This window comes from Corynebacterium silvaticum (genome assembly GCF_002162115.2).
In the GTDB taxonomy this organism is placed as follows: Bacteria; Actinomycetota; Actinomycetes; order Mycobacteriales; family Mycobacteriaceae; genus Corynebacterium; species Corynebacterium silvaticum.
Window position 1 is genome coordinate 405335 of sequence record NZ_CP021417.2, and the last position, 19456, is coordinate 424790.

The 19456-nt window shown below is 54.9% G+C and carries 13 protein-coding genes; all 13 read left to right on the forward strand.

The window, feature by feature from the left end:
• The first annotated feature begins 4 nt into the window (after positions 1-4).
• The 13 genes from rplL (at position 5) to CBE74_RS14385 (ending at position 19332) form a co-directional block, all read left to right on the forward strand.
• Positions 5-388, forward strand: coding sequence for a 50S ribosomal protein L7/L12 (gene rplL / locus CBE74_RS14325; protein WP_013241171.1), 384 nt, complete (start codon positions 5-7; stop codon positions 386-388).
• Between the two features lie 312 nt (positions 389-700).
• Entirely contained in the window at positions 701-1654 is a 954-nt protein-coding gene (locus tag CBE74_RS14330; RefSeq protein ID WP_087453357.1) for a choice-of-anchor M domain-containing protein, read from the forward strand.
• A 9-nt stretch (positions 1655-1663) separates the two neighbouring features.
• A complete protein-coding gene (locus CBE74_RS14335; RefSeq protein WP_087453358.1) occupies positions 1664-3289 on the forward strand; it encodes an anchored repeat ABC transporter, substrate-binding protein in 1626 nt (541 codons plus the stop codon).
• 90 nt (positions 3290-3379) lie between these two features.
• A complete protein-coding gene (locus CBE74_RS14340; protein WP_087454827.1) occupies positions 3380-4429 on the forward strand; it encodes a choice-of-anchor M domain-containing protein in 1050 nt (349 codons plus the stop codon).
• The gene (locus tag CBE74_RS14345) at positions 4426-5226 is read left to right on the forward strand and encodes an anchored repeat-type ABC transporter ATP-binding subunit (protein WP_087453359.1); all 801 of its coding nucleotides are present in this window, start codon (positions 4426-4428) and stop codon (positions 5224-5226) included. Before CBE74_RS14340 ends, CBE74_RS14345 begins: the two co-directional genes overlap by 4 nt.
• Positions 5223-6104, forward strand: coding sequence for an anchored repeat-type ABC transporter permease subunit (locus CBE74_RS14350; RefSeq protein WP_087453360.1), 882 nt, complete (start codon positions 5223-5225; stop codon positions 6102-6104). Before CBE74_RS14345 ends, CBE74_RS14350 begins: the two co-directional genes overlap by 4 nt.
• Positions 6101-8107 carry a hypothetical protein gene (locus CBE74_RS14355; RefSeq protein ID WP_087453361.1) on the forward strand — a complete coding sequence of 669 codons (2007 nt, stop codon included), beginning with the start codon at positions 6101-6103 and terminating at the stop codon, positions 8105-8107. The genes CBE74_RS14350 and CBE74_RS14355 overlap by 4 nt, the downstream gene beginning before the upstream one ends.
• A 104-nt stretch (positions 8108-8211) precedes the next feature.
• Positions 8212-9153 carry a cell envelope lipid trafficking protein PgfA gene (pgfA, locus tag CBE74_RS14360; protein ID WP_087453362.1) on the forward strand — a complete coding sequence of 314 codons (942 nt, stop codon included), beginning with the start codon at positions 8212-8214 and terminating at the stop codon, positions 9151-9153.
• A 225-nt stretch (positions 9154-9378) separates the two neighbouring features.
• Positions 9379-12879 carry a DNA-directed RNA polymerase subunit beta gene (rpoB, locus tag CBE74_RS14365; protein WP_171483329.1) on the forward strand — a complete coding sequence of 1167 codons (3501 nt, stop codon included), beginning with the start codon at positions 9379-9381 and terminating at the stop codon, positions 12877-12879.
• A 105-nt stretch (positions 12880-12984) separates the two neighbouring features.
• Complete coding sequence (locus CBE74_RS14370) at positions 12985-16995, forward strand: DNA-directed RNA polymerase subunit beta' (RefSeq protein WP_087453364.1); 4011 nt, start codon at positions 12985-12987, stop codon at positions 16993-16995.
• A 173-nt stretch (positions 16996-17168) separates the two neighbouring features.
• A complete protein-coding gene (locus CBE74_RS14375; protein WP_087453365.1) occupies positions 17169-17510 on the forward strand; it encodes a DUF4288 domain-containing protein in 342 nt (113 codons plus the stop codon).
• Between the two features lie 414 nt (positions 17511-17924).
• The gene (locus CBE74_RS14380) at positions 17925-18794 is read left to right on the forward strand and encodes a thioester domain-containing protein (RefSeq protein WP_225870232.1); all 870 of its coding nucleotides are present in this window, start codon (positions 17925-17927) and stop codon (positions 18792-18794) included.
• Positions 18766-19332 (forward strand): VaFE repeat-containing surface-anchored protein, encoded by a 567-nt coding sequence (locus CBE74_RS14385; protein ID WP_233426079.1) that lies wholly within the window; start codon positions 18766-18768, stop codon positions 19330-19332. The genes CBE74_RS14380 and CBE74_RS14385 overlap by 29 nt, the downstream gene beginning before the upstream one ends.
• Positions 19333-19456: the final 124 nt, after the last annotated feature.

Sequence of the window (19456 nt, forward strand, 5' to 3'; positions counted from 1 at the left end):
CACTATGGCTAAGCTCACCAAGGACGAGCTCATTGAGGCTTTCAAAGAGATGACCCTTATCGAGCTCTCTGAGTTCGTCAAGGAATTCGAAGAGGTCTTCGAAGTTACCGCTGCTGCTCCTGTTGCAGTTGCTGCTCCAGGCGCTGCTGGCGCTGAGGCTGCTGCTGAAGAGAAGACCGAGTTCGATGTCGTTCTCGAGGACGCTGGCGCTAAGAAGATCGGCGTGATCAAGGCTGTTCGCGAGATCGTTTCCGGCCTGGGCCTGAAGGAAGCTAAGGAGCTCGTTGAGTCCGCTCCTAAGGCAATCATCGAGGCTGCATCCAAGGATGACGCTGAGGCTGCTAAGGCTAAGCTCGAAGAGGCTGGCGCAAAGGTTACCCTCAAGTAATCTTTCGATTACTGAACACATCACTCCCGCTGGGATAAGCATGATGCTTTCCCGGTGGGAGTTTTGTCTTTTATCAGAGTGTTCTCTGCCCCTAAGGTGTCCCTGTTTTATACAAGATACGTGGTGTCATCTGGGGTGGTGGTGCGAAAATGGTGGCAAAGAGGGCCCTATTACGGCGAAAACTCCAATAGGGGAGGTAAAGGTCGCACACTTATTGCAAATGAACGCAATTCCCATTATGGTTAGGTCGTTCGGCTGAACCTTACAGCTGAGATAAAGAACTAAAAAATGCCATATTTGTAAAGGAATTCCGTGTTCACTCGCCCTCTTCGCTCCTCACCTACTTCACGGATCGCGGCTGCTAGTGCGGTTGTTCTTGTCGGATTATCCGCCAGTTTTGCGCCGGCGGCGTGGGCGGAAGACCTAGAGCTTGATTCAGGGCATATTGACGCTTTTAACGTAACGGCTGATGGCGGAAACCTTAAACTTAATCTCAAGGAAGACGTAACCGGCTCTCATGTGTTGCGAGACCCTGATTCTGTGACGCTGCGGGTAAAAGAAGAAGCATGGACGGATAAGACCGCACAGGTACCTGAGGTGGGAACGTCCGGCTATTACCTGCCACAGACTCAGGACCCAAATCTCATCTGGCCGGGTTGGGATACCAATGGCGTTCGCTCGGGTGGTTTTGGTGAAGTGGACATCAACTTTGTCAAAGTTTCTGGCCCCGGGCAGGTTTATGCTTTCCAAACAGGCTCCTTTGGTGGCAACACCCCGATCTTGGCAGATAAAGGGTTTGAAGTAAGAAGCGGAGAGACCATCGTCCAGCAGGAGCCGGCGCATGTGCACACCAACTGGGTGTTTACCGCGCCTGGCACCTACACCATGTGTGTGCAAGCAACTGCAGATGGCGCGGCGAGTAATGTGGCGCGCTATGTGTGGAGCGTTGGCAACGGTGGCCCCAACACGGTAGCGAGCTGCGACGGTGAGGGAGAGGCCATTGCTGTATCCGCTCGTAGCGGTAACGAGGATAGGAAGAGCCGCCCATCGAGCTCGTCTTCGAGCCGCTCCACTTCTAGTACCACCACATCCTCAAAACCTACTTCTTCTAAGCCCGCTCCGGCTGCGTCTCCCGCAAAGCGTCAGTCTTTGCCTGAGACTGGACCTTCTTATATGACGGCTGCTTTCCTCGTTTTGGGCGTTGGTCTAGCGGTATTTGGTGCTGGAACAGTTCGTTTGGTTAAGGCTGTTACCCGCAACAAATAGCCTCTGATCATGTATTTGAAGACGATACCCAGCACCCGTCGTAAGCAGGCGGGGGCTGGAGCATTGATTGCCTGCGCTTTCTTTGTCGCTGCGTGTGGAACGGGCACCAAGGATCTTCCTAGCCGTGTCGACGGCATCACGGACGTTGTTGCGTCTACGCAGATCGTTGCAGATATTGCGCGCAATGTAGCCGGCGATCGAGCCCGCGTCACCGCTCTCATGCCTCGGGGCGCAGACCCGCATACTTATGAGCCTTCGCTTCGCGGCGTCCGCAACGTGGCCAACGCGGACGTTATCTTTACCAACGGCCTTCTTCTAGAACAACAATCTGTGCTGCGCGCCATTGATAATGCTGCGGTAAAACCCGCTAAAGTTGTCGCGCTTGGCGAGCAATCCACCAAGCATGGCGCGCATTTGCTGCAGCTAGTCGAGGACGTCACCTTGGATTCTGTGTGGCTCGGCATGCGTGTAGAGGGCACGGGAGCGCAGCTAGGCGCAAACTCGCATAGCGAGATAAACATTCACGTTACTGGTGTGCGTGGAGCCGACGGCGCCGAGGCGCCAGGGGATGCTGCTGCGTATCTGACCACTGCTTTTGGCACACCCGAGGTGTATTTCAATTCGCGCGACGGCTTCCACCCTGAGCGCGGATACGAGGGCGATACGATCACTCTGCCCGCCGCCGCACATACGCATGTGAGTTGGGCCTTTAGCAAGCCTGGCGTGTACGTCATCGACATTGAGGCGGAATTGGTCACCGAGCGTGGCGCCCGACCTATCCCGGTAGGCGCAAGCTCCATCACCATGGCGGTCGGCGTAAGCGCTAAGAGCACTCCCTCCGGCGCCTCTGCAACGGTACTTGACCAGGGCCACCAGGATGTCTCTATCAACCTGAATAACAAAAAAATTGAGATTCAAGGAGACGCTGCAGACAGCAAGGACATTGCAGCCGTTTATGACTCTGCATCGACGGTGATAGAAGTCCCCAACAATACGCTCCAAAAAATCCCGGCAGGCCCGCAGTTCCGCTTCCTAGGAACCCCGGGAGATGAGGTCTATGTTCTTCCGCAGGCCGTGCTGGGCAAACACGTGCACGGGGAAGTGGACCCGCACCTGTGGCACGACGTGGATAACGTCATCGCATTTGTAAAAACAATAAGGGACGAGCTCATTGCGGCTGATCCGCAGGGTGCGCGCGATTATACGGCAAATGCAGATGCGTATATCGGTGAGCTAGGTGCGTTGCATCAGGAAGTCACAGACACGATCGCCTCCATCCCGGAGGAACGCCGGCACTTGGTGACCACCCACGACGGCTACTCCTACCTAGCCCATGCCTATGGGATTGATGCAGCAGGATTTGTCACCCCTAATCCAGGTGTTGAGCCCTCTGCTCGTGACCTCATAGCCTTGACCAATACCCTGAAGAACCTCCATGTACCAGCGGTGTTCTTAGAACCGCAGTTGGCTGTTACCTCCACAGATTTGCTGGAAACCGCCAAGCGCCTCAACATCCGGGTCTGTCCCATCCGCGGAGATTCTTTTGATGAAGACGTAACTACTTACGTTGACCTTATGCGGGCAAACGCAGCAAGCCTGCAGCAATGTCTTGGGGTGCATCGAGATACGTCTTAAACACTCAGCACTAGAAAAACTCATTCCATCTTTTATTAGAGCGAGCGCCTTATGTTTTCTGAGGCAGCATCATTAATCGGAGCAAAACCAGTGTCTATCAATCTTAAACTTAAGGCCCCAGCTGTCTGCGTGAACAAGGCACGCGTCGGAGTGCTTGCAACAGGTATGGCAATCGTGTCGAGCATTGCAGTGCCGGTTGCCACTGTCGCTGCTACTCATGTTGCTTTCCCAGCAGTTGCTGTAGCCCAGAGCCAGGATGACCCATCCCTAGAACAGACAGTGACGGACACCGAAGACGTGGTGACGCTCGGTACCCAAAAAGTATTCGATCATGGACACGCTGATCTAGGACCTGTGGTGAACACAGATTCTGGGGAAACCCGCTTTTTGGTGCGCGATGATTCGGAGTTCCCACCCAAGTGGCGGCACCTATCAGACACCGTTTTCCTCGTGGATGACAGTGCCAAGCAGACTCTGCCCGAAGGATCACAATCCTTTGACTTCACTGGGGCAAAGCCAGGTTCTCAGGTGTGGGTGATCCCACAAAGCGAGGTACATGGGGTGCCATGGTTGGGGTGGAACACCCAAAATCCTGCGCTGACCAAAACAGCTGATCGCGGCATCACGCTGGAATTTGCAGGCCATGAAGGCGACGGGCAATTCTCTTTGTTCCTACAAAATGGCGGTTTTGCAGAGCCGCAGGTGCTGTGGACCTCAGAAAAAAAGGATTCCCAGCCGATGTGGGTGGATTTAAACACCCATACGCACGCTAACTGGGTGTTTACGCAGCCAGGCGTGCATAAGGTGGCAGTACGTGCGCTCATTCCGCTTCTCGACGGCACCACCAAGGAGATCACCGAAGTACTGACCTTTGCAGTGGGCAAAGAATCCTTGGAGGAAGCAAAGTCCGCACAGTGGGATGGCGAGTTCCTCCCGAGCTCAACAAAGAGCGGGGATAAGGGGGCTTCGACAAGCACTAAAGCAAAGGACGCACTTGCCGAGGACAACTCAAGCTCCGTGGCCGTATGGATCTTCATCGCGATGATTCTTATCGCCCTGGGATTTGTGATCGCTGGGCTCCGCATGCGGGCATCAGCAAAGAAACGTAAAGAAACAGCTGCACAGAATGGGCAACGATGAGTAGTGTTGCACCCGTCATTGAAGTGCGCGGTCTAGGCGTAAGCCTGGGAGGTCGCACCGTAATGAAGGACATACATTTTGATGTGCGCGCAGGCGAATTTGTAGGCCTGATTGGCCCCAATGGTGCCGGCAAAACCACCATGATGCGTGCAATTTTGGGTCTCATACCAACAGATTCCGGGCATGTATCTATATCGGGCACCCAGGGGCGCGGCGTGCGTAACCATGCCGGTTATGTGCCGCAGCGTCATGAATTTGCGTGGGATTATCCCATCGACGTGCATGGACTTGTGATGAACGGGCGCACAGGGCTGATTGGTTGGTTCAAGCGCGCCGGGCAAAAGGACTTCGATGCGGTGCACCGTGCGCTAGACATGGTGGGGATGACCCACCTGGCAGACCGACCTATCGGTGAGCTATCCGGTGGGCAGAAGCAGCGAGTTCTTATCGCGCGTGCGCTTTCCATCGCCCCGAAGGTGCTCTTCCTTGACGAGCCCTTTACCGGGTTGGATATGCCTTCTGCCGAATCCCTGCTGGAACTATTCCACCGGTTGGCCAAGGAGGGCACCGCTATCGTAATGAGCACGCACAACTTGGTTGAGGCGGTGAGTTCCTGTGACCGCATCCTCCTTTTCAACGGCCAGATCGTTGCGGATGCAGCGCCGGATGACCTGGAACGGCCAGAGCCCTGGATCGAGACTTTTAGCGTGAGTGAGCACTCGCCTTTGCTTGTGTCTGTCGGCGCTTTACGCCGCGAGGATGCGCGCAACGCACAGAAAGGAGTGCCAGCGCCATGATTTCGCTCATGGAGTTCTTCTCCGATTTGACTAACCCCGCCCTGGCCTTCTTGCCTAAAGCCTTGCTGATCTCAGTGATCAGTTCGATTGTGTGTGGGGTAGTGGGTACTCACGTGGTGCTGCGCGGTATGGCCTTTGTAGGCGACGCCGTGGCTCACGCGGTCTTTCCTGGTATCGCCATCGCCTTTGTCCTGCAAGGGTCGGTGCTTGTGGGTGGTGCGGTGGCCGGCGCGGTCGTAGCCCTACTTATTGCGATGTTCTCTCAACGACGACGCGTAAAAGAAGACACAGTTATCGGCATCTTCTTTGCCGCGGCTTTTGCTTCCGGTGTGGTTTTTATCTCCCAAGTTGACGGCTACACGGCATCGCTGACCAGCTTTCTTTTTGGCTCTATCACCGGAGTATCCACGGAAGACATTATTCTTACTGCCGTTGTAGGCCTGGTCGTGATTGTGCTGCTAGCTCTTCTTGCACCACAGCTCACCGCGGTTACCTTGGACCGGGAGACCGCGCGCGCAATGAATCTGCCCACGATGCTTCTCGACGTCCTCCTGTACGTCGCAGTCACCGCCGCCGTGGTTATTTCTGTCCAAACGATCGGAAATATCTTGGTGCTTGCGCTGTTGGTCACTCCCGCAGCGACAGCTCGAATGTTGACAGACAAATTTAGTATTATGTCTGCGATTGCCGCAGGGGTTGGCACGTGCTCATCCCTGGTCGGCGTGTATCTTTCATGGGCCTTGGATCTCCCCACAGGAGCGACCATTGTGCTCGTGGCCACAGTCTTTTTCCTTCTTTCGTGGTGCCTTTCACCTCGCCACGGATTGTTCAAATGCCGCACGTCGGCAGACAACTCACAAGGAGCCGTTTTCTCATGAGGAAACAACAAATCACTACTCGTATTGGGCGACCACTGGTTGGCGTCGGTTTAGCAGTGTCTCTGTGTGGGCTGCACAACTCTTTGGCTTTTGCTCAAGAGGGGGCCGAGGCGGAACCGACTGCGGCGTCGGAAAGCAAAGCCGATAATAAAGGCGTTGCATTCGATCTAGAGTCCACGATGAAACAACTCGATAGCTTTACTCTGCCCATCGGGGCCTCCGCGACTTCTTATAAGAAGCCCACCACAAAGCCATCAGAGGACGTCGAAGACCTGTCCGAAGAGCCTGAGGTTTTGGAGGAAACCCCGCTAGAGGAACCTGAGCAGACCCCTGAGACCCTGGAAAAGAAGCTCATACAAGAGGGGAAAAAACTTGAGGCATCAGGCAAAGACAACAGCAAGCTGACTGATCAAGAAGTCCGCTCGCTGTGGGAGAAGCTTGCCCAAAAGCCCAAGGCTCCGCAGACAGTTCTCCGTAAAGGAGACCTGAACATTACGATCCCGGGGACTCCTGGGGAAAAGGCCGCAGGGCAGCAAGAATCCCAGAACGTAGCGTCCCTGGTGGTGGCAAAGGACAAAAAAGACGAGTTCGCTGGAGAATCCGCAACCCCTAAGTCCTACGCCTCCGGCGAAGCACTGATCACAGTTGGTGATAAAGCACGGGTTCCAGGCGCACTGCTAGGTTTCAAGGACAAGAAAGAACCAGCTCCTCTGTGGTATCTGCCTCAGGAAAAAGACGCCAACCCAGAGGTTCCCTCCGTGGGATTTAACTTTGAAAAAGTCCCGGCTACCAAGAAAGTCACGGTAGCTCTCTCGGAATACCATGGGCCCGGGCGCATGGTGACCGCAGAGATGGGCGAAGAGAAAGCGGAAGCGGCCTTTGACTCCCAGGACCTGGATCAGGCATGGGAATACGAGGGCGGAAGTTCTTATCGCCAAGCATTCGCTTTTACCGCGCCAGGGGCTTACACGGCAAAGTTTACGTTCTCTGTGGAAGACCAGAATGAACAAAACCACGCTGCGGCCCAAAAATACAGCTTTAGCACCACATTCCTGGTTGGGGCTGCTCAGGTAGAAAAAGAAGCATCGCTCAAGGAGATTGCAGAGAAGTCCGTCGATAAAAAGCCCCTGAAGGAAGCGGCTAAGAAGGATGAAGCTAAAGCAACAAACTCCGCAGAGCCGGAAAGCAAAGAGAGCAAAAAAGAGAAGCCGAAGACTCAGAAGGACACGCCTAAGGAACCGCAGTCCCAAGAGTCAGAGACTTCTGCTCCGAAGACACCGGAGGCGGAGGCTCCTAAGAAGGACCCAGAGAAAGCGGAACCGGAGACCAAGGAATCCGAGTCTGAGCAGCCTAAGACGGAAGAACCGAAAGAGCCTAAAGAAGACACGGCACCTTCCGCGCCGTCTCCTCTTGTTCCGGTTGGTCTAAAAAACTTGGCTAAGGAAATCCGCGAGCTTGATCGGGAGCTAAACACCATGTCCCGGCAGACTGACTCGCTCTTCAAAGTGGTTACGGCTAACGATTCAGGGCGGAAACAGGAACAGCGCAAGCCTGCCTCGAACGACTCGGCGCGCACTGAGAGAGGACGCAGCGAGCAAGGATCTCCTGAGCAGAACACGAGCACACCAGACCGTTCTTCTCGTGGCACGAGCTCCGATCGCGGTGGCAGCGCAGCAAAGCCGAACAAACCACGGAGCACCTCGTCGTCCTCTGGTGGTTCCTCCGCTAAGCCCTCGACAAAAGATAAGGAAGCTTCTAAAGACAAGAAGAAACCAGCTAAAAAGTCCACAGAGAAGAAAGCATCAGCAAAGCCGGCAGAGAAGACCGCCGACAACAAAGCGGATGAGGCTCAAGAGGCCAGCAATGAGAAGATCGCTGCCACAGGTGAGTCCATGAGAAAACGTGGTTGGTGGACTGGTTTTCTCTTTGGCCTGGGCGCAATGGCTATGCTCGGCGGAGTGGTGTTCTTTACCCAGGCTAGGAACATTGCAAAGCGGAAATAGCCTAGTATTGCTTGCGGGATTGCTCACGAAAGCGTGAGACTGGCAGACACTGCTTGGAGACCCCACCTGAACCGAGACCGGAGAAAGAAGGTAACATCACCGTCATGCTTCCTCGGTCAAGGATCCTCGCAGTGTTGGGCCTAGGACTTGGTCTCGCGCTTGTTGTGTGGGGGACACTGGCTCCTAGCTTCTTAATTAGTGATGCTCGCTTGCCTCTCAATCTCTCACACACCACTCTCACCCTGCGGGATGAAAAAGCCACGACTCGCGTTGTTGGTAAGGATCTTGTGGTGCAGGCTCCTGTGACACGTCAATTTCATACGGAGATTTTGCCTCCGAGCGATAACGTGAGCGCCACGGTTCGAGTTGGCGTCACCGATATGCGGGAAAGCTTGCAAAAAGACCTTGACCGGCTCATCAGTGCCAGCGTGTGGTCCTATTCCATTGACCGGCGCACTGGCGCTGCAACATCTCAAGCTACAATGACGGATCAGCTGGCTAGCCCCACGCGCAGCGTCACCATCGACGGACAATGGCTAAAATTTCCCACTGACGCAGAAAAGACCACCTATGAGGTCTTTGACGTAACCCTGCGTAAAACCCTCCCCGCGGTTTTTACGGAGGAAACTGTTAAAGAAGGCCGTACGCTCTACCGCTACCGCCAGGAGATTCAGCCCACTAATGTCGCACAGCTCTATCACTCGGTGCTGAACACCACGACTTTCCGCGACGGGGAAAGCACCACACCTGGCTATCTCTTTCACTCGGGTACCAGAGACTGGCTGGTGGACCAGAAGACTGGTCTGGTAGTTGACGTGGAAGAAAAAATCGATGATTATTTCGGTGATGCAGAAGGTGTCAAGCGCGAGGACGTTCTCACCTTTAACGGAAAGGTAAGCGAAGAACGCGTATCAGAGCTTTTGCATCAGGCATCTGGCGTGTCGGACGGCAAGACTGCCCGGGTTATTAATTATGTTGTGCTTGCGGTCGGAGTGATACTGACTATTGTGGGAGCCGCCGGCGCTTTTTGGCCCCGTAAGCGATGAGGTACTAGTATGGCACCCCTTTACAAGGGGGGAAGTATGGTATAAGCTGTTTCGTTGCGCTGGAGTACGTATCTGGCTAGTTCGAGGACCTTGATCAGTCCGGTTGAAAAAACCGATTTGACAAGGTCATTCCGTGCTATCTAGGTGTGTTATCTCCTCAGCAGACCGATTGCTCAATTACCAGCGGTTATGGTGGTCAATATTGCGGGGCCACCGCCGCGTGAGGTGCTGGAAGGACCCATCTTGGCAGTCTCCCACCAGACCAAGTCAGTGGCCGATATCCCCGGGGCTCCCGAACGTTTTTCGTTCGCCAAAATTACGGAACCTATTGAGGTCCCGGGACTTCTCGATATTCAGCTCGATTCCTTCGCATGGCTCATTGGTACGCCCGAGTGGCGTGCCCGCCAGCAGGAGGAGCTGGGTGAATGCGTCCGCGTAACCAGCGGACTGGAAGACATCCTGGAGGAGCTCTCTCCGATTCAGGATTATTCCGGAAATATGTCATTGTCTCTCTCGGAGCCACGCTTCGAGGACATGAAGAACACTATCGATGAGTGTAAAGACAAGGACATTAACTATTCTGCGCCGCTTTATGTGACTGCAGAATTTATCAACAACGAAACTCAGGAGATCAAGTCCCAAACTGTCTTCATCGGTGACTTCCCGATGATGACCAACAAGGGAACCTTCATCGTTAACGGCACCGAGCGTGTCGTGGTCTCCCAGCTTGTTCGTTCGCCTGGTGTTTACTTTGACCAGACGATTGATAAGTCCACCGAGCGTCCGCTGCACTCTGTGAAGGTGATCCCTTCACGCGGTGCATGGTTGGAATTCGACGTGGACAAGCGCGATACCGTTGGTGTCCGCATCGACCGCAAACGTCGCCAGCCGGTGACGGTTCTGCTCAAGGCTCTTGGTTGGACCACCGAGCAGATCACGGAGCGCTTCGGCTTCTCCGAAATTATGATGTCCACGCTCGAGTCAGACGGTGTAGCTAACACCGATGAGGCTCTGCTGGAGATCTACCGCAAACAGCGTCCGGGCGAGCAGCCGACTCGTGACCTCGCACAGTCACTGCTAGACAACGCCTTCTTCCGCGCGAAGCGTTACGACCTTGCCAAGGTTGGACGCTACAAAGTGAACCGCAAACTCGGTCTTGGTGGAGACAACGAGGGCTTGATGACCCTCACTGAGCAGGACATCGCCACCACCCTCGAGTACCTCGTACGCCTCCATGCGGGCGAGAGCACCATGGTTGCACCAAACGGCGATGTGATTCCTGTGGATACAGATGACATCGACCACTTTGGTAACCGTCGTCTGCGTACCGTCGGAGAGCTGATCCAGAACCAAGTTCGTGTGGGTCTCTCCCGCATGGAGCGCGTGGTTCGCGAACGCATGACAACCCAGGACGCGGAGTCTATTACTCCTACCTCCTTGATCAACGTGCGCCCGGTTTCTGCTGCCATCCGCGAGTTCTTTGGTACCTCCCAGCTCTCGCAGTTCATGGACCAGAACAACTCCCTGTCCGGTCTTACCCACAAGCGTCGTCTCTCTGCTCTGGGTCCAGGCGGCCTCTCGCGTGAGCGCGCCGGCATTGAGGTTCGAGACGTTCACGCTTCTCACTATGGCCGTATGTGCCCGATTGAGACTCCCGAAGGTCCGAACATTGGTTTGATTGGTTCCTTGGCTTCTTATGCACGAGTGAACTCTTTCGGATTCATCGAGACCCCTTACCGCAAGGTAGAAAACGGCGTTCTCACCGATCAGATCGACTACCTCACGGCAGATGAGGAAGACCGCTTTGTGGTGGGTCAGGCTCACGTTGAGGTGGACGCAAACGGCAAGATCACCGCGGACAGCGTTACCGTGCGTGTGAAGAATGGCGACATTCAGGTCGTTGCACCGGAAAGCGTTGATTACCTCGACGTTTCCCCACGCCAGATGGTTTCTGTGGCTACCGCCATGATTCCGTTCCTTGAGCACGACGACGCTAACCGTGCCCTCATGGGCGCGAACATGCAGCGTCAGGCTGTGCCGCTGGTTCGTTCGGAAGCTCCGTTCGTGGGAACCGGCATGGAGCGTCGTGCTGCTTACGACGCAGGCGACCTGATCATCAACAAAAAGGCTGGCGCTGTAGAAAACGTCTCTGCTGACTTCATCACCGTGATGGCTGATGATGGCACCCGCGAGACCTACATGCTGCGCAAGTTCGAGCGCACCAACCAGGGCACCTGCTACAACCAGATCCCATTGGTCAACTTGGGCGACCGCGTTGAGGCTGGACAGGTTCTTGCCGATGGCCCCGGTACTCACAACGGTGAGATGTCGCTTGGACGTAACCTCCTTGTTGCGTTCATGCCTTGGGAAGGCCACAACTACGAGGACGCTATTATCCTCAACCAGCGTGTTGTGGAAGAGGACATCCTCACTTCGATCCACATCGAGGAGCACGAGATTGATGCCCGCGACACCAAGCTGGGTGCCGAGGAAATCACTCGTGAGATCCCGAATGTGTCCGAGGACGTGCTCAAGGACCTCGACGAGCGCGGCATCGTCCGCATTGGCGCCGACGTCCGCGACGGCGACATCTTGGTGGGTAAGGTCACTCCTAAGGGTGAGACCGAGCTGACCCCTGAAGAGCGCCTGCTGCGCGCAATCTTCGGTGAGAAGGCCCGCGAGGTTCGCGATACCTCTATGAAGGTTCCTCACGGCGAGACCGGTAAGGTCATCGGCGTTCGTCGTTTCTCCCGTGAAGACGATGACGATCTTGCACCTGGCGTTAACGAGATGATTCGCGTTTACGTTGCCCAGAAGCGCAAGATCCAGGACGGCGATAAGCTCGCTGGTCGCCACGGTAACAAGGGCGTTGTTGGCAAGATTCTTCCGCAGGAAGATATGCCGTTCATGCCTGACGGTACCCCGGTTGACATCATCCTGAACACGCACGGTGTGCCTCGTCGTATGAACATCGGCCAGGTGCTGGAAGTTCACCTTGGTTGGTTGGCTGCTGCTGGTTGGAAGATCGATCCTGAGGATCCTGCTAACGCTGAGCTGCTTAAGACTCTTCCTGAGGAGCTTTACGACGTCCCCGCTGGTTCGCTCACCGCAACCCCAGTGTTCGACGGCGCTACCAACGAGGAAGTTGCTGGTCTTCTTGCTAACTCCCGTCCAAACCGCGACGGCGACGTCATGGTGGACGAAAACGGCAAGGCGCAGCTTTTCGACGGCCGTTCTGGCGAGCCTTTCCCATACCCAGTGTCTGTCGGCTACATGTACATGCTGAAGCTGCACCACTTGGTTGATGAGAAGATCCACGCACGTTCCACCGGTCCTTACTCCATGATTACTCAGCAGCCGCTGGGTGGTAAGGCACAGTTCGGTGGACAGCGCTTCGGCGAAATGGAGGTGTGGGCAATGCAGGCTTATGGCGCTGCCTACACGCTTCAGGAGCTTCTGACCATCAAGTCTGACGACGTGGTCGGCCGCGTGAAGGTCTACGAGGCAATCGTTAAGGGCGAGAACATTCCGGATCCGGGTATCCCTGAGTCCTTCAAGGTGCTCCTCAAGGAGCTTCAGTCGCTGTGCTTGAACGTGGAAGTTCTTTCCGCAGACGGCACTCCGATGGAGCTGTCCGGTTCGGATGACGACGAGTTCGACCAGGCTGGTGCTTCACTAGGCATCAACCTGTCTCGCGACGAGCGTTCCGACGCCGACATCGCCTAATACACCAGGTCTGCTTGGTAGTTAACGCTGCTGAGCAGGCGGAATTTAAAGCATCATCACTTTTTGAAACGATCCCCTGGGAAAACCGGGGGGAAAGGGAGTTACGTGATCGACGTCAACTTCTTCGACGAGCTCCGCATCGGCCTGGCTACCGCCGACGACATTCGTCGTTGGTCCAAAGGCGAGGTCAAGAAGCCGGAGACCATCAACTACCGCACCCTGAAGCCGGAGAAGGACGGCCTCTTCTGCGAGCGAATTTTCGGTCCAACCCGCGACTGGGAGTGTGCTTGTGGTAAGTACAAGCGTGTCCGTTACAAGGGCATCATCTGTGAGCGCTGTGGCGTTGAGGTGACCAAGTCCAAGGTTCGTCGTGAGCGCATGGGCCACATCGAGTTGGCTGCGCCCGTGACCCACATCTGGTACTTCAAGGGCGTTCCGTCTCGCCTCGGCTACCTTTTGGACCTGGCTCCAAAGGACCTTGAGCGCATCATCTACTTTGCTGCCAACATCATCACTGGTGTTGACGAGGAAGCTCGCCACAGCGATCAGACCACTCTTGAGGCAGAAATGCTTTTGGAGAAGAAGGACGTTGAGGCTGACGCTGAGTCTGAGATCGCAGAGCGCGCTCAGAAGCTAGAGGAAGACCTCGCTGAGCTTGAAGCAGCAGGTGCAAAGGCCGATGCTCGCAACAAGGTGCAAAAGGCTGCAGACAAAGAGATGCAGCACATCCGCGAGCGTGCTGAGCGTGAGATCGACCGTCTTGAGGAGATCTGGCAGACCTTTATCAAGCTTGCTCCTAAGCAGATGATCATCGATGAGACCATCTATGAAGAGCTTGTTGATCGCTACGAGGATTACTTCACCGGTGGCATGGGCGCGGAGGCTATCCAAACCCTTATCCGCAACTTTGACCTCGACGCTGAGGCAGAAGAGCTGCGCGAGATCATCAACAACGGCAAAGGCCAGAAGAAGATGCGCGCTCTCAAGCGCCTCAAGGTCGTTGCTGCATTCCAGCGCTCGGGCAATGACCCAGCTGGCATGGTGCTCGACTGCATCCCGGTGATCCCGCCGGAGCTGCGTCCGATGGTTCAGCTCGATGGTGGCCGCTTTGCTACCTCCGACCTGAACGATCTCTACCGTCGCGTGATCAACCGCAACAACCGCCTCAAGCGCATGATCGATCTTGGTGCTCCTGAGATCATCGTGAACAACGAGAAGCGCATGCTGCAGGAGTCCGTCGACGCGCTATTCGACAACGGCCGTCGTGGCCGCCCTGTCACTGGTCCGGGCAACCGTCCGCTGAAGTCCCTGAGCGATCTGCTCAAGGGTAAGCAGGGTCGTTTCCGTCAGAACCTGCTGGGTAAGCGTGTCGACTATTCTGGTCGTTCCGTTATTATCGTTGGCCCGCAGCTGAAGCTGCACGAGTGTGGTCTTCCTAAGCTCATGGCTCTTGAGCTCTTCAAGCCGTTTGTTATGAAGCGCCTTGTGGAAAACGATTACGCGCAGAACATCAAGTCGGCTAAGCGCATGGTTGAGCGTCAGCGCCCTGAGGTGTGGGACGTTCTGGAAGAAGCAATTTCTGAGCACCCTGTGATGCTTAACCGTGCACCTACCCTGCACCGCCTAGGTATCCAGGCCTTCGAGCCTAAGCTCGTCGAGGGTAAAGCCATCCAGCTGCACCCGCTTGCCTGTGAAGCCTTCAACGCCGACTTCGACGGTGACCAGATGGCTGTGCACTTGCCGCTGTCTGCTGAGGCACAAGCTGAGGCCCGCATCCTCATGCTTGCCTCTAACAACATTCTCTCCCCGGCATCCGGTAAGCCACTTGCCATGCCGCGTCTGGACATGGTGACCGGTCTTTACTACCTCACCATGGACAAGACTGAGGACGAGATCGGTGGCCAGGGTGCATACCAGGCTGCTACCGAAACCGGACCAGCAACCGGTGTGTACTCCTCCTACGCCGAGGCTCTTATGGCTCGGGACCGTGGAGTTCTTGGCCTGCAGGCTAAGATTCAGGTGCGCATCAGCCACCTGCGTCCGCCGGCAGACGTCGAGGCAGAACAGTTCCCAGAGGGTTGGGAGCAGGGTCAGACCTGGTTGGCTGATACCACCCTTGGTCGCATCATGTTCAACGAGCTTTTGCCGTGGAACTACCCATACCTTGAGGGCGTTATGGTCCGTAAGGGTGGCGGGTCGAACAAGATTCTCTTGGGCGACGTGATTAATGACCTCGCTGCGACCTATCCGATGATTACTGTCGCTCAGACGATGGACAAGATGAAGGATGCCGGCTTCTACTGGGCAACCCGAAGCGGCGTGACCATCACCATGTCTGACGTGCTCGTTCTTCCTAACAAGGAAGAGATCCTCGACCGCTATGAGGCCGAGGCTGCAAAGATCGAGCGGAAGTACTGGGAGCAGGGCGCTCTGACCGAGCGCGAGCGCTACGACCGTCTGGTTGAGCTCTGGAAGGAGGCTACCGACGAGGTTGGTAACGCCGTCGAGAAGCTCTACCCGGACGACAACCCGATTCCTATGATCGTGAAGTCCGGTGCTGCCGGTAACATGCGTCAGATCTGGACCCTGGCCGGCATGAAGGGCATGGTTGTGAACTCAAAGGGTGACTACATCACCCGACCGATCAAGACGTCCTTCCGTGAAGGCCTGTCGGTTCTTGAGTACTTCAACAACTCTCACGGTTCGCGTAAGGGCCTTGCCGATACCGCTCTGCGTACCGCCGACTCGGGTTACCTCACCCGTCGTCTGGTGGACGTCGCGCAGGACGTTATCGTCCGCGAGGATGACTGTGGCACCAAGCAGGGCATTCGTGTCCCATTGGCTGTCGAGGTTAAGGATGCTCAGGGCAACGTCACCGGTTACACCGGACACAGCCTCATCGAGACTTCTGTCGCTGTCCGTGTGGCTTCCGTCGACGTCAAGGATTCTGAAGGCAACGTCTTGGTGCCTGCTGGTGAAAACCTCACCGATCAGCTCATCGAGAAGCTCATCGCTGCAGGTGTTGCTGAGGTCAAGGTTCGCTCCGTGCTTACCTGCCAGACCCCGACCGGCGTGTGTGCTAAGTGCTACGGCAAGTCCATGGCTACCGGCAAGCTCGTTGACATCGGAGAGGCAGTGGGTATTGTCGCTGCTCAGTCCATTGGTGAGCCTGGTACCCAGCTGACAATGCGTACGTTCCACCAGGGTGGTGTCGGTGGCGACATTACCGGTGGTCTTCCTCGTGTTCAGGAGCTCTTCGAGGCTCGTGTTCCTAAGAACCGTGCTCCGATTGCTTCTGTCGCAGGTACCGTCCACCTTGAGGATGAAGGCAACTTCTACACCCTCACCATCAACCCAGATGATGGGTCTGATGTTGTGGTCTACGAGAAGCTTTCTAAGCGTCAGGGTCTGGCTACCGTTCGGGTTCCTATGGAGTCCAACCCGGGTGCCATGATCGAGCGCACCTTGTCAGAGGGCGACCACGTGAACGTGGGCGATCGTCTGCTGCGTGGTCCTGCTGATCCGCACGACGTACTTGAGGTTCTTGGTCGTCGTGGTGTTGAGCAGCACCTCGTTGACGAGGTTCAGGACGTTTACCGTGCACAGGGTGTGGCTATCCACGATAAGCACATCGAGATCATCATCCGCCAGATGCTGCGTCGCGGAACCGTCATCGAGTCCGGATCGACTGAGTTCCTCCCAGGCACTCTCGTTGATCTCTCGGAGGCTAAGGCTGCTAACGCCGAGGCTATTGCCGCTGGTGGTCAGCCCGCTGAGCTCCGCTCGGAGATCATGGGTATTACCAAGGCATCGCTGGCTACCGAGTCGTGGCTGTCCGCCGCGTCCTTCCAGGAGACCACACGCGTGCTTACCGACGCCGCCATCAACAAGCGGTCCGATAAGCTGATCGGCCTCAAGGAGAACGTGATCATCGGTAAGCTGATCCCGGCCGGTACCGGTATTTCCCGTTACCGCAACATCTCCGTTAAGCCGACTGAGGCAGCTCGCAATGCGGCTTACTCAATCCCGACTTATGGAGACTCCATCTATGGCGATGACGGCTACGGTGAGTTTACCGGCGCTTCTGTGCCACTGGATGAGGCCTACGACCTCTAAACGGTCATAGTCCTAAGCTCCCTAGGAAGTTGGTCTAAGAAATTAGATCTCACTCCTAGGGAGCTTTTGCTATGTAGTCAGCGACTTAATAAGAAGATACGGCTTGTACTTGTCTCCGGGGCGGAGATGGTGACCCCTGTTTCCGCTTTCACATTTATGGTAACGATGTGGTTATGGAACCATATGTGGGAATTGCCATATTTGAGTTGGCGGATCACAACGAGAATCCTCGGCCAAGTTTCTTTCGTGAGGATTGGTACTTGGTGTATGCGGATAGCGATGCTGAAGCTTATTCGCGCGTAGAAGCGCGCGCCAGAGAGCAGGAGACACCTAGAGGATCCTCGGAAAATAAGGCTGTGATCTTAAGACATATCGTCGATGTGGCTCCGGCGCTCTACGGAAAAGTTGATGAGGACACGGACCTGTATTCTCGGCACTTTGCGTCGCTTGAAGATTACAAGCGTTGTGAAATGCTACTTGGGGGAAAGGATCCGTTAGCCGACGATAATTGTTAACGACGTTCATATGTGGGGGTGTCTGAGGTCCCCAGCAGGAAGAAAATCGGCTTTTAGTTAAAACTCTGATTCGGGATCTTTTGCAACACTATCTGAGTCTCCTTAAGGTGGAAATCCTTCAGGGAAAAGTGTGATTTTTTTCAAAGGAAAAGCAGGGTTACTGCAGGGGTGGACTTTTTATTTATGCAGTTGAAGTGCGTTTTATGAAAGCTTTTACCTGTTAAATTTTCAAAATTTTCAATGAATAGTACGCGTTAAACCTTTGTTGTATATTCCTAGAATTAGCGTCTTGTAAGTTTGATGTGCACAGGTTCTTCAAGGCGTATGCCGTGCTTTTCCTTACTTCCGGAACATTGTGAGTGGTTGACACTTTTTTGAAAAACCGGAAGTATCCGGACCCACTCAGAAAGAAAAATGAAAAAGAATACCTTAAAAAGGGTTGCCGCACTTATCACGGGCGTAGCGCTCTCTTTCACCTCAAGTATTAGCGCTGGTGCTGTTGAAAATGACGCCCCTTATCTTGGTTACATGGATAGCCGTGTAGCAATCCAAAATCCTTATGGGAATGGAGTTCATCAATTCTCTCCTGTCCCGCCTCTCGTTGTTCAACCGGAATCTGCGACGGAGGAAGAAACTGAGCTTGCGTACTGCTTTAACATGAATTCAGCGCCACCGATGCGTAAGGATGCCCAGCCATCTGACTTGGCAAGCTATTACAATTCTGGCGTTGATCTCAGGTACAAGGCCAATTTTGATACTTCTCTGAAAAAGTTTGCTCACCGTTGGCGAGAAGGTAGCGACCCGGATGCAGGAGTGCTGAAGGCTATCTATAACGGTTACAGCCATGACGCAGCAGGCCTGAAGTCTGCCCTGAATCTCACGGACAATGAGTTCCGCTACGCTACGCAGCTGGCTGTGTGGTACTGGTCGGATAGCGACTGGGGGAAATACCTGTACGAGGCTACTTCAGGCCATCGCCAAATTGACCAGGCTTTCAAAAACCTTACTGGACAAGCAGAGTCTCCGGTCGTGCTCAAAGAAGTAGACTCCAAACAAGCTACCTTGGCCATCTACACTCCGTACAGCAACAAGACCCAGGAACAGCTTGGCTTCCAAAACCTCTTGAGCATTAAATTTGTTAATCCTCAAGACGGCACACCTGTGGAACCGGAAGTTTCGCCAGAGACAACGTTGAAGACCACCGCGCTGGATAAATTGGATCAGGATATCCCCGGGCGGTACCATCGTAGACACCGTGGAATACACGGGACTTACTCCGGGTGAAGAGTATGTGCTTCGCGGTGAACTGATGGATAAAGACACCCAGACAAGTACAGGTATCAAGGCTGAACAGGCCAACGGTTCCGTTGACGTTACATTTAACGTAAGCGGCGAATTCGCAGGTAAAACGCTCGTTGTCTTTGAAAAGCTCTTCAAAAAGAATGACGAAACGACGGTTGTGGCAAAGCACGAGGACTACGAGGCTCAGTCGCAGACCGTGACGGTGGAAAAAGACGAGCCGCTCGTGGAAAAGCCCTCTTTCCCGTGGTGGATTTTGCTGCCTTTGGGTGGACTGGGAATCGTGGCCGCAGCCCTAGGGTTCTCCCCGCACAAGGCCCCTGCAGGACCAGCACACTTCAATGCCACTCCACAGGTTCCAGCGAAGCGCGCAGAGAAGACCGAGACTCCCGTTGCTAATGTGAACAAGGTCGAGAAGAAGGTCCTTGCTCAGACGGGTGCCAATGTATGGGTGTTGGCAATCCTTGCAGCTGTATTGATTGCCGTCGGTGCGGTCCTGACGGTGCGCCGTAAACGCAGCTAAAGCAGAAACTAAAACAACAACATAAGGACTGAATCGCAGGGGTTTGTTGCATTGTGGTGTGCAGCAGGCCCCTGTTACGTTTTTTAAACGGCTGCTGAGGGGCGTCAATAAGCTGGGAGATTCA